The sequence below is a fragment of the [Mycoplasma] falconis genome (genome assembly GCF_006385795.1).
In the GTDB taxonomy this organism is placed as follows: Bacteria; Bacillota_I; Bacilli_A; order Mycoplasmatales; family Metamycoplasmataceae; genus Metamycoplasma; species Metamycoplasma falconis.
The window spans coordinates 24,760-37,019 of sequence record NZ_VFSS01000003.1 but is presented as its reverse complement, the minus strand read 5'-3'; the positions used below and the strand labels follow the sequence as shown (position 1 = coordinate 37,019).

Below are 12,260 nucleotides of genomic sequence, written 5' to 3'. Positions count from 1 at the left end.
ATATAAGAAAAGAAAGGATTGCCCCTTTCTTTTTTATTATTAAATATCTAAATATATTTCTTCGTAAGAATCTAAAGCCATTTTACCGTTTTGAATACGGTCAGGACATCTTACTTCATAACTAATGCAAGGTAAAGGCTTATTTTCTCCTTTTTTTTCAAGTTTAATAGTAATAGGGTGGCCATAAATTATATTTTTAGGATAAATAGAAACAATAAAATATTTTTTAAATTCGGGGTCATTTAAAACATTGTTTATTGAATGGGAAGAAATATATTTCTGATTGTAAATTTGGTCAAAAATTTCAATTGCTTTTTGGTAATTTTGACGACCTAAATCAGTTAATTGAAAACTAAATTGATCTTTAATATTAGAAAGTTGACTTGAGTTTAAAATTCCGCTTACCCTTTTAGAAAAACCTTGCGAGTTAGAATTGTTATTAGGATTATTAGGTTCTTGACAACTAACACAAGTTATCGCAGGGGCGAATGCCATCGATAAAATAAATAATGATTTAAACGTTTTCATATTTTTAATTATATTCTGATTAAAAAATATGTTTTTATATAAGAAAAAGTCAACAAAAAATATGTAAGTTTTTGATTTATTTTAATCACAATTTATAAAGAATATAATATAAGTAGTTATTTATATAACTGTTCCTAATTTTTATTTTTTAAATGAAAGGTAAAAAACAAACAAAATGAAAACCAAAATTAACAAAAAAGCTGCCATATTTTTAACTGGTGCAGCTACATTTGTTGGAGCTTTATCATTAGGATTAGGTATTGGATTTGGTATTACTGCTATCCAAGAACCTAAAACACCTGAAATGTTTAAAGCAGAAGAAGCAATTGAAGCTTCAAAACAAGCTGAAAGTAATTTACAAACCGCTGAAACAGCTTTAAATAAGTTAGAAAGTGACTTAAAAGAATTAAATAATAAAACTGAAAAAACCGATGAAGATCAAGCAAAAATTACTGAGCTAACCGCTTTAATCGCAAGCAAAAAAGAAGAATTAAAAACTTTAGAAAAAACAGCTAAAGACGCTTTAGAAGCTAAATTAGTTTCAGAAGAAGCTGTTGTTTCTTCGCCCGAAGGAAATACTCAATCTAGATATAATATTACTGCTGATTATATTTTAAGTGTATATAAAAAATATAAATCTCAACTTCAAGATTATATTTATAAATTATCTCCTACTGTTGAAGAAGAACAAAAAATTGAAGCTATTATCAACGAAGGTACTGAAAAATTAAACAAAATAGTTAAAGAAAATTTAATTACTACTTCATTAGCTTGAAATGAAGGAATTAAATATGACTGAGAAATTATTAAAGGAAATTACACAAGTGGAGTTAAAAATTTAATTCCAAGTTTTAATTGAGGACCTAATTATCCTTATCCAGCTAATTCATTTTATGAATCAATAGCAGTTGACAATAAAGAACAAGCTATAGAATGATTAGCAACTATTAAAAAAGCTAGTCAAGAATTAAACTTTGTTCCTTCAAAAATATTTATTAAAAATAATTTAAGATTTGTTTTACAAAACTTATATGAAGATAAATTATTAAAATTTATACAATCAAATGATGAAACTATTACTGTCGCTAAGCTAATTGGTTTTGATACAACTAAACCACAAGAAAGTTGAACAGATCAAGACGCTATTGACGCATTTTATACCGAATATGCAACGAATTATTATGCAAAATCAACTTATGGATTTGGTCAAAATGAAGAAGTTTTAACTTTATATAAAACTCCTAAAGCCGAAGGTGATGCTGCTAAGGAATTGGAAAATACTATTGAAGTTAAAGGACCATCTGGCAAAAAAGACGAAAAAGGCAATGCTATTCTAAAAATCTTTGAAGTTTATGGTTTAGGTTTAACCGCGGCCGATTTAAATCAAAGAAATATAGGTATTGGTTATGTACCAGGTAATGAAATTATTAATGGTAAAACCGTTTATAACCAATTATTAAAATTAAATACAACTTCAAACTATACCGCTCAACAAGTTTACGATAAAGGTTATAGTGAAACTAAAAAAGCCGCAGCTAATATGAAAGCAATTGCTGCTAAAGTGGCTGAATTAATCGCTGGACCTACCGGAGCTTGAAATCCTACTGTAAGATATGACGGCGATGGTGTTGGACCAAACCCAGCTGAAAATGTTGTTTTAAATATTAGAAATGAAAACGGCGAAATTAATTTAAGTGAATTTAATAAATGATTAACCCAAGAAGAATTTTTCTTTGGGCGTGAAGATGCTTCATATTACACCCCTGAAGTTAAACAATCATTAACAACCGCACCAGATCTTACTTTTGCAGTTGAAGATTTAAAAGCTAAAGGATACGATGTTTTATTATCAGAAGCTGTTAAAGATAAAAAATATGGTTCTATTACAAACGAACAATTTTACTATGGAGCTTTAGAAGCATTTAAAAACTACGTTCAATTTAGAGCAAAAACTTTTGAATATGGCGAAAGTTTCTTCCCTAAAGATGTCCCTGTTTACGAAATGGAAACATATCCATATTCAAAAAGAGATTCTTCTGGTGTTGGGTCATATAATGGTTCTGTTATGAAATTCCAATTTAATTCAGATCCATATTATGGCTTACCAAAATGATCTTTAACTTCTTTTGCAAACCACGAAACTGTTATGGGACACCATAATCAAATTCAATACGCTGCTAAATATTTAGCTAAAATTAACGAAGAAAACTTGGGTAATGTTTTTGATTACACTGCTTATGTTGAAGGTTGAGCTTTATTTATGGAATGATTTGCTATCGAATCAGGATGATATGGATCACCAGATTATAACAGTAATGATTATTATTCAATGCCAGTTGATTTTCTAAATGGTAAAGGTATTACTTCATTCTTTAAAGCAAGACAAGTTGCTGACGTAACTGAATCAGAAATTCAACAAATTAAAGAACTTCATACCGGTTCATATTGAAAAGAAGTTGCTTCTGTTAAAAATTATGAAGATGATAAAGAACATGCTCTTGCAGCAGTTCAACTAGCTAATATGTTAAATTACTTTGGGGCTTTAAATGAAGCTCAATTACGTAATATGCGTTTAGCAATTGACACTATTTATCATAGCCCAGAAGTTGTAGGGCAAGAAGATTTACCTACCGGAGCTTCAATTAACCAAGCTCGTGAATTTATGAAAAATAATTCTGCTTTAGGTATTGGAGATATTACTTCTGAATCAAAACGTTACTTTAATTTACCAGGTCAAGCTGTTTCATATAATTCAGGAAAAGCTAAAATGCTTGATTTATATGATGCTGTAAGAAATAAATTAGGGTTATCAAGAGAAGAATTTGTTAACCAATCAATAAAAGGTGTTGAAAAAGCAAATATTAAAAAGCTTTTAAATCTATATTTAGAAAATGGAGCTTTACCACTAGAAGCTCTAGCTAAAGTTGTAGCTTTAGAATACGATTTAAAAAACTAAAAAATAGTTAAATAAAAAAGGAAGAGTTAAAATCTTTCCTTTTTTAAATTATCAAATTTTAGCCGTTTTAAAGTAATCTTCTTTGATAGCTGGATCAATATAAGCAAATGAAACACAAACTGCACCTACACCAGTATGAATTGAAACGTCAGCTGGTAATTTAAATGAGACAACATTTGTATAATTATTTGCTACTTCTTTAAATTTTTCAATATGTTTTGCAATGTCTTCATTGTCAGCATGTGCTACAACTAAATAAATATTTTCTTTATTCGTAGGTGTTTTTTCGTAAAGCTCTCTAACTTTTTTTTCTAAAGTCTTATTAAATACACGTCCAATATCTTCTTTTTCTAGAGATCCGTTATCAAATCTAATAATTGGTACTATTTTTAATAGTTTAGCTATAACTGCTGCACCTTTTGAAAGTCTGCCACCTTTTACTAAGGCGTCGTTAAATTGAGGAACTAATAAAAGCTTTTCATTATTATCTTGAAAATGTTTTACTGCTTCTTCAAAACTTTTACCTTCTTTGATTTTCTTTTCAAACATTAATAAATCTCTAACTATTAAGTAAGAAATTTTATTTGATTCAGGAACAAAAACTTTTTCATTATCTTTAAATTGAGCCTGCAAGTTTTTGTTTTGAGATGAAAGTTTGTTTGAAATAGTATAAATAATAATTTTGTCGTATTCATCTTGATATTGTTCTACTAAAAGTTGAGCAACTCCTGGAGGAGTAGCGAAAGTTAAAGCATTTATTTTTTTATTAGCCCTTCACATTTCAGCATATTTATCAATATCAATATCAACACCAATTTGATATTCTTTATTGTCAACTTCACATCTAATAGGTAATAAGTCTCAACCTAATTCCTTAGCTTGGCTTTCGTTTAAACCGGAAGAGGAATCAACAATAATTTTGTATTTCATAATTTCTCCTTAATTAGCATATCTAAACAACGTAATGTTTAATTATTATATTTATTTTTTAATTATCTTTTTAATTTTCAATAAATCAGCCAATTTAGCTTAATTTTCAACATACATTTTATATATCAATTATTTAATGTTTTTAATGTTAAAAACAATAAAAAACTTAACTTTCTGTTAGAATTTTTAAAGTACATAAGTACGTGGTAAATTATTCACTTTTAATTAATTTATCAAACACTATTACGGATTCAGCTCCTAGTGTCATTTAATGATGGAGGCTGTTAGAAATAATAGGAAGTATAACAAACTAAAAAAAGGAAATATTATGTCAGAAGAACTAAAAAAACAACAACCAAAAGAATTAAAAAATAACGAAAATCAAGTTGTTTCACGTGAAAAATTATTAGAAGCTGGAACATACTTTGGACATAGAGTTAGCCAATGAAATCCAAAAATGAAACAATACATTTGAGGAAAAAGAAAAGGAATTCACATCATTGACATTGCTAAAACTCAAAAAACCTTAGAATATGCTTACAAATTATTAAACAAAATGGCTCAAAAACCAATTTCATTTATTTGAGTAGGTACTAAAAAACAAGCTAAAGCTGCTATTGAAGAAGCTGCAAACAGAACAAATTCAGTATATGTAAATGAAAGATGATTAGGTGGAACTTTAACTAACTCACAAACAATTTTCAAAAGTGTAAAAGAATTAGAAAGATTAGAAGCTTTACAAGCTGACGGTTATAAGGGTTACACTAAAAAAGAAGGTCTTTTAATGGATAAAAAGATCGCTAAATTACAAAAAAACTTAGGTGGTATTAGAAAATTAGCAGGTAAAGCAGTTATGCCACAAGTTATGATCTCAGCATCTCCAATTGATGATGAAATCGCTATTAGAGAAGCTAAGAAAAAAGGATTAAAAATCTTTGCTATCCAAGATAGTAACTCAGATCCAGATTTAGTAGACTTTGTTATTCCGGCAAATGATGACTCAGTTAAATCAATTACTTTAATTGCAACTATTTTAGCTGATGCCATTGCCGCAGCTAGAGGCGAAAAACAAGTATTTGCTTTCAAACCAAGTGAAGAAGTTATTTTACCTGAAGAACCAAAATTAGAAAGAACTGAAACTAGACCAGTAAGAACTTTCAAAAAAGTTAGAACAGAAGAAACCAAATAAGGAGAAATAAAATGGCTGTAGATTTAAGCAAATTAAAAGAATTAAGAGAAAGAACAAACTCAGGATTCTTAGATTGTAAAAACGCTTTAGAAGCAACAGGAAATGATATTGAAAAAGCAATCGAATGATTACAAGAAAAAGGTATTGTTAAAGCTGCTAAAAAAGCCGGAAGAATTGCTGCAGACGGTATTGTTAGAGCAGCTGTTGAAGGAAATGTTGCTGTTTTATTTGAATTAAACTCAGAAACAGATTTCGTTGCTAAAAACCAAATGTTTTTAGATTTTGCAAACTTATTAACATCTGAATTATTAAAAACTCCATTTAATACCTTAGAAGATTTATCATCACACAAAATTGATGGCTCAACAATTGAAGAATTAACAACTCAATTAACTGCTAAAATCGGAGAAAAAATTACTTTAAGAAGAGCAATTAGATACGAAGCTAATGAAGGTGAAGTTGTAGCCGGATATACTCATGCTAACAACAGAATTGCGGTTATTGTAAAAGCTAAAGGAGATAAAGCAGAAGAATTAAGACATTTAGCAATGCATATTGCTGCTTTAAACCCAGCTCATTTATTTGAAACTTGCTTACCAGAAGCAGAATTAAAAGAAATTCATGAAAGAGTAGAAGCTAACCCTGCAATTCAAAACAAACCAGAAAAAATCCAAGTATCAATTAAAGCTGGTCTTTTAAAGAAAGAATTCAACGAAAAAGGTGTTTTAATGTATCAACCATTTGTTATGGAAGAATCTAAATTAGTAAAACAATATTTAGCTGACAATGGTTTAGAATTGTTAAATGCAACCCGTTATGAAGTTGGAGAAGGTATCGAAAAAAAAGTTGTTGACTTCGCAGCCGAAGTGGCTGAACAAATGGGAAAATAATAATTAATCTTATATAAATTTGAAAACGCACCCAAAAGTGCGTTTTTCATTTTAAAATGCGTTTTTTGTACTTTTTTAATCTTTTTTAGGCTCTAAATTCATCTAAATTAAAATAAAAAAATAATTTGTAGTATATTGAAGTTATTATATGTAAATATAATAATGAAATTTAAAGTTAAATAAAAGGAGTTAAATGACTAATAAAAATATTATTTTAGGAGCTTTAAATGTTACACCTTTATTTATAGTTCCGGCTTTTGTAGTTTCAGCAAAGCAAGAAGATAATGTTGAAAAAACCAAAATGGAAAGAATAATGGCTAGTGAATATAGCTTGTTCGATTTCATAAAGTTAACAGGTAGATATGACACAGAAATAAATTTAATTTTAGATTGTTATCTTAAAGATAAAGACAACAAAGAACAAGTCAATTACATTGTATTTTATAAGAATAAAGATAACGAAAATATTGGTTATTCTATATTTTGAAAAGAAAAAAGAAAAGTGATTGAAGTGAATCCTAACTATGATTATTCATGAATTTATAATGTGGTTTATCAAAATGAAAGAAATAAAGAATTATACAAATCTAATAAAATTTCTTTAATGAGAGATGACAAAGGGGAATTTAAATTTTTAGATACTACTTTACGTGGCAGACCGATTGGAGGCGATCACAAAGTTTCACCTTGACATCCTTCACATCCAGATCAAAAATGGAAAAATTATTATAAAAAAACATCTTACTCAGAAGATGTAGACAGTTATCAACATTTTTTCCATATTCATTTAAAGGATTTAAAAGCTAAAAAAAATAAAAGTATATTTAAGGTTAGAAACGAAAAATTAGGCTTAATTTACGCGGACAACGAAGTAGATTCTTCTTGATTTTTTAAGGTAGCTAATGAAAAAGATTTAACAAAAAATGATTTTGCTTTATATAAACCAGAAGAAGCTTTCTTAAATCCTGCATTAAGCTTACAAGGAATATGTGGCTATAACACTTTTGCTAGATTGATTTTTTATAATGAATTTTTTAAAAGTTCAAATTATTTGCTTAAAGAAGATTTTAAATATATTACAAAACAAAAAAACTTTTTAATTAATTTTGACTTAAAAAAATCGAATAAAATTCAACAAGTAAAAAACTTTTTTGAAAGCCTAAGTTTATTAGAAAAACAATATTATTTAACTAATTTAATGCTTCCACATATCAATAATAATTTTATTTCTGATATCATGGATAAATATAAAAAATATCCTGGTACACCTTACAATTCTACGGTTGAATTATCGGACGTTTTTCTTGAAGATAACAAAAAATTAGGAAAATTAAATTATTCAAGTTATGTGTTTGATAATTCTAGAAAAAATTATTGATATTATTTAGCAAAATTAAAACAACCAATTGAGTTAGTTTCTAAGGTGAGAACAGACTATTCAGCATTTAGTAATTTTTCAAAATCTTATCATTCATATATTGCTTATGGTTTGTATAATGATTGAAGATTGCTAGTTAATTATAATTGAGGTCAACAATATAATCAAGTTATAATCGATCCATATTTCATAAAAGAGAATTATGTAATAGAAAATAAATCTAATAATAAACTAAATAATTATTTTTGAAACGGGGTTAATTTTGTGGATGGAAAAAGCTTTACAAAAACATTAAAAGATGAATGAGGTTTAATTAAATAATGAATAAAAAAAATGTAATTTTATTGTCAACATTTGTTTCAATAGGGGTTCTAGGATTAGGAGTTTCTACGCCTTTGATTATTAATCAAATTAACACTAAAAATAACAAAGCAAAGTACTTGATACAAAATCCACAAAATCTTAAATTAGTAAACGATAAAGATGCTTATTACACTAATGATTTTCAATATCCAATAAAATTATTAAGACTTAAAAATTCTACAAATATCAACAATAACAATCAGTTTTATCAATTCTTAACTTCAAAGGAAAATCAAAAAATAGATGGATATTATAGATTAGCATTAATTTCTATCGATAATTTTGATAATTTAAATTCAAAAGATTTAAAGGCAAAGACAATACAAAAAATAAATGAAGAACCAGATAAAATGTTTATTTATGTACCTACAAATTTTTTCTCTTATTTTTTAAAAGGTTATAATGAAAATTATTTGTTAAACGATAAAACTTTTATTGATAAAAATTTTGTTAAACCGTTTGATGATATTGAAGATTTTATAGTTCCTATTAATGGTTTTAATTATGAAACAAAAAATATTAATCTTGAAAAAAATGATTTCCAAATAAATGTTTCTTTTAATGTTAAAACATTTGATAATAGATTTGAAAAATATTGTTTAGAAATAAATACAAATAGTAATTCAAATAATAATTTTAAAGTAATAAGTCAAACTTTTGAGTTAGATAAAAACGATCAATTTAAATATAAACCTATATTTTCTCCAACTATATTATTTCAATATAAATTTGAATAAAAATTAGCTTAAACACCCCCTTGATTCGGGTGTGTTTTTATATTTGATAAATATAAATAAAATAACCTATATTAAATTCAATTTTGGTATAATTGCTATGCAATTACTTTATTGCCTCTAAGCAAGTGGGAGAATTTTGTCTTAATAAGAACAAATATTCATTTGCACCACACAATCGAAAGGATTTTACAATGGCTAAAGAAATCGTTAAAAAAGCGAAATTACAATTTGCTGCTGGCCAAGCTAAACCAGGACCCGCTCTTGCTGGTGTTGGTATTAACATGCCAGAATTTACAAAAGCATTCAACGATAAAACTAGAGAAAGAGGTTCAGAACCAGTTCCAGTTTTAATTACAGTTTACAAAGACAAATCATTTGATTTTAAATTATTTACATCACCTACATCATACAAAATAGCACAAGCAGCTAAAATTCAAAAAGGTTCAAGCAAACCAAACAAAGACAAAGTTGGAAAAATTTCTTTAGAACAATTAAAAGAAATTGCTGAATACAAAATGCCAGACTTAAATGCAACAACTATTGAAAGTGCAATGAAACAAGTTGCTGGAACAGCTAAAAACATGGGTGTTGTTGTCGAAGGTTATGAAGAATGATTAAAAGGCGGTGCTAACTAATGGCTAGAAAAATTTCTAAAAACTTAAAAGCGGTTAAAACTTTAGTTAATAAAAACGAAGTTTTACCTTTATTAGATGCTATTGAATTAGCTAAAAAAGCATCATACGCTAAATTCGATGAATCATTAGATATCGCTATTAAATTAAACCTAGACACAAGAAAATCAGACCAACAATTACGTGGAGCTGTTTTACTACCAAACGGAACAGGAAAAACAGTTAAAGTTTTAGTTGCTACTGACGATGTTAATGCTCAAAAACAAGCTGTTGAAGCAGGAGCTGACTTTGTTTACTCAGGTTCAGAATTACCAGAAGTTTTAAACCAAGATAAATATGAATTTGATGTTATTGTTGCTGACCCTAAAATGATGTTAGTATTAGGTAAATACGGTAAAAAATTAGGTCCTAAAGGATTAATGCCTAACCCTAAAACTGGTACAGTTACTCCAAATGTAGCTAAAGCAGTTGAAGAACTTAAAAAAGGTAAAGCAAACTATCGTGCGGACAAAGGTGGAATTATCCATGCTTCTGTTGGTAAAAAATCAATGGAATCAAAAGCATTAGCAGAAAATGCTGAAACCTTAATTCAAACTGTAAAAAGATTAAAACCACAAACAGTTAAAGGAACATACGTTTTAAACATTACTGTTTCTACCTCAATGGGTGCTTCTGTTAAAGTTAAAATCGACTAATTATAATGAAACTAACCTTAACCGGTTAGTTTTAATTTAATTAAAAAATAGATTCAGACATATATCTTTAAAGATTAGGAAATAAATTTAAGTAAAAGAAAATATAATTATTAAATAATCAATAAAAGATTAAATTATTTAATTTTAGGAGAAAAAATGTCAAACTTATTTAACAATGCAAATACACCTGAACCAAAAGGATTTCAACCTGTTGCAGATAATAGCCCTAAAAAAGCTAAAAGCTCAACATTTGGAAAAATATTTTTATACTTTACATTTATTTTTATTTTTCCAATTATTTGATATGTTTTAAGAAAAAACAAATTAAATAGAATGCAAAACGAAGTTAATAAACAATCATCAAACATTGATGTACAATTACAAAAACGTTTTGATACTTTAAATAAATTAGCAGCTCAAGTTAAATCATATAAAGAATTAGAAAAATCTACTCAACAAGAAATTGCTAGATTAAGAAATTTAACTAACGCTGGTGCAAAAAATTCAATCGAAAATTCAGCAGAAATTGAAAATCTAAATAGATCTGTTTTTGGTCGTTTAATCGCCGTTTCAGAATCATATCCTGATTTAAAAGCAAGCAGATTATATGAAGAACTAATGTCTGAATCGACTTATTTAGAAAGAGAATTAGAAGCCTCAAGAAGACTATATAACAAAGTTGCTAACGATTTTAACGAACAATTATTTGTTTATCCAACTAATGTTGTTGCTTCTAACATGAAATTAGAAACAATGCCTTTATTTGTTTCAGATTCAAAAGCTCGTCAAGATGTTGACATGTCAAATTTATAGGTTTATATAATTTATGAAAACAGCAGAAAATCTTGTTTCATTTGAAGAATTTAAAAATAAAACAGATCGAGAAATATTAACAAATATTAAAGAATCAGTTGACGACTGTTTTAAAAAACCTGAACTTAAACAATATAAAAAAGCCAGAAAGCTAACCAACATATTTTTAGGTTTAAGTTTAGGAATATTATTTATCGGTTTCTTTTCATTTTTAGTTTTTATGTTTCTTTATACAAGCGAAATTAATAATCAAATTAGAAATGCTTTATTTGGTATTTTAATAGTATTAGGTTTAGCTTTAACAACATTTTTTATCTTATATTTGGTTTATAAAAAAATCAGAAACGAAAAACAGATTATTGTTAAATCTTTTTTATTGGATTCTTTACAATCTAAAAAAATTTACGAAAAAGCAACTAAATTATTGGATAAGAGATGAGAATTAATAACAAATAAATATATACCTGTTAACGAAAGATTGTCTTACAATGCAAATACTAGAAGATTTTCAAAAACAGAGTATATAAACAATAGACCAGACTTTATACCATCTAGTGCATATATTTTAAATACAACTCCTTGTCAAACAGTGATGGTGGATGGTAAATATCCAGTTCATTTTTCAAATATTTTATGAGAGGATATTGTTAAACATGTTGACACTAAGGGTAATGTTTCATATCAAAAACGCCATTATAATTCAACTTTAATGAAAGTAAACGCTAGTGGTTTAGATATTGATAAAAGAGCTTCATTTAGCTATTTTTCACAAGAATTTTTAGGTCATAAAAAAGTTCAATTGGAAAATAAAATCTTTAATAAACTTTTTAAAGTTTATTCTAATGATGAGTTAAAAATGTATATGTACTTTACTCCTTTCGTACAAGAAAATTTAATAAGACTTTATAAAGAATTTATGAGATATACTCATATTAATCATTTAAGATTTTATGCTAATAACGATGTTATTATCTATTCTTTTATGTCTCCACCAGAATATATGAATATTGATATTCCTAATAAATTTAAAAACGAAACAACTGTAACTAATTTTATTTATAATGATGTTTTAAAAGATTTTTATAGCTTTTATTGATTATTAGCTTTAGTTTATATTCCTGTTTATTTATATTAAATTTATTAAAGCCA

11 protein-coding genes are annotated in these 12,260 nt (G+C 27.0%); 9 read left to right on the top strand and 2 right to left on the bottom strand.

What is annotated here, in order from left to right; genetic code table 4:
• Positions 1-39: 39 nt before the first annotated feature.
• Complete coding sequence (locus FJO69_RS01325) at positions 40-528, bottom strand: hypothetical protein (RefSeq protein ID WP_140781208.1); 489 nt, start codon at positions 526-528, stop codon at positions 40-42.
• Between the two features lie 175 nt (positions 529-703).
• Between FJO69_RS01325 and FJO69_RS06890 the strand changes: the two genes are divergently transcribed.
• Complete coding sequence (locus tag FJO69_RS06890) at positions 704-3,484, top strand: DUF885 family protein (RefSeq protein ID WP_140781207.1); 2,781 nt, start codon at positions 704-706, stop codon at positions 3,482-3,484.
• Positions 3,485-3,532: 48 nt separating this feature from the next.
• Here FJO69_RS06890 and FJO69_RS01315 read toward each other — a convergent pair whose 3' ends face one another.
• Positions 3,533-4,414: a DegV family protein gene (locus FJO69_RS01315; protein ID WP_140781206.1), complete on the bottom strand. Its 882-nt coding sequence runs from the start codon at positions 4,412-4,414 to the stop codon at positions 3,533-3,535.
• Positions 4,415-4,742: 328 nt separating this feature from the next.
• On the opposite strand from FJO69_RS01315, the gene rpsB reads away from it, so the two are divergent.
• The 8 genes from rpsB to FJO69_RS06875 all read left to right on the top strand — a co-directional run bounded on the left by rpsB (position 4,743) and on the right by FJO69_RS06875 (position 12,246).
• A complete protein-coding gene (gene rpsB / locus FJO69_RS06885) occupies positions 4,743-5,603 on the top strand; it encodes a 30S ribosomal protein S2 (RefSeq protein ID WP_140781205.1) in 861 nt (286 codons plus the stop codon).
• Between the two features lie 11 nt (positions 5,604-5,614).
• Positions 5,615-6,493, top strand: a complete 879-nt coding sequence (gene tsf / locus FJO69_RS01305; RefSeq protein WP_140781204.1) for a translation elongation factor Ts — start codon at positions 5,615-5,617, stop codon at positions 6,491-6,493.
• Between the two features lie 193 nt (positions 6,494-6,686).
• Positions 6,687-8,192 carry a putative cysteine peptidase gene (locus FJO69_RS06880; protein WP_140781203.1) on the top strand — a complete coding sequence of 502 codons (1,506 nt, stop codon included), beginning with the start codon at positions 6,687-6,689 and terminating at the stop codon, positions 8,190-8,192.
• On the top strand, positions 8,192-8,971 hold the full coding sequence (locus tag FJO69_RS01295; RefSeq protein WP_140781202.1) for a hypothetical protein: 780 nt from the start codon (positions 8,192-8,194) through the stop codon (positions 8,969-8,971). Before FJO69_RS06880 ends, FJO69_RS01295 begins: the two co-directional genes overlap by 1 nt.
• A gap of 191 nt (positions 8,972-9,162) precedes the next feature.
• Positions 9,163-9,606: a 50S ribosomal protein L11 gene (rplK, locus tag FJO69_RS01290; RefSeq protein ID WP_140781201.1), complete on the top strand. Its 444-nt coding sequence runs from the start codon at positions 9,163-9,165 to the stop codon at positions 9,604-9,606.
• The gene (gene rplA, locus FJO69_RS01285; protein ID WP_140781200.1) at positions 9,606-10,298 is read left to right on the top strand and encodes a 50S ribosomal protein L1; all 693 of its coding nucleotides are present in this window, start codon (positions 9,606-9,608) and stop codon (positions 10,296-10,298) included. Before rplK ends, rplA begins: the two co-directional genes overlap by 1 nt.
• A 156-nt stretch (positions 10,299-10,454) precedes the next feature.
• On the top strand, positions 10,455-11,111 hold the full coding sequence (locus FJO69_RS01280; RefSeq protein WP_140781199.1) for a LemA family protein: 657 nt from the start codon (positions 10,455-10,457) through the stop codon (positions 11,109-11,111).
• Between the two features lie 13 nt (positions 11,112-11,124).
• A complete protein-coding gene (locus FJO69_RS06875) occupies positions 11,125-12,246 on the top strand; it encodes a DUF3137 domain-containing protein (protein ID WP_140781198.1) in 1,122 nt (373 codons plus the stop codon).
• Positions 12,247-12,260: the final 14 nt, after the last annotated feature.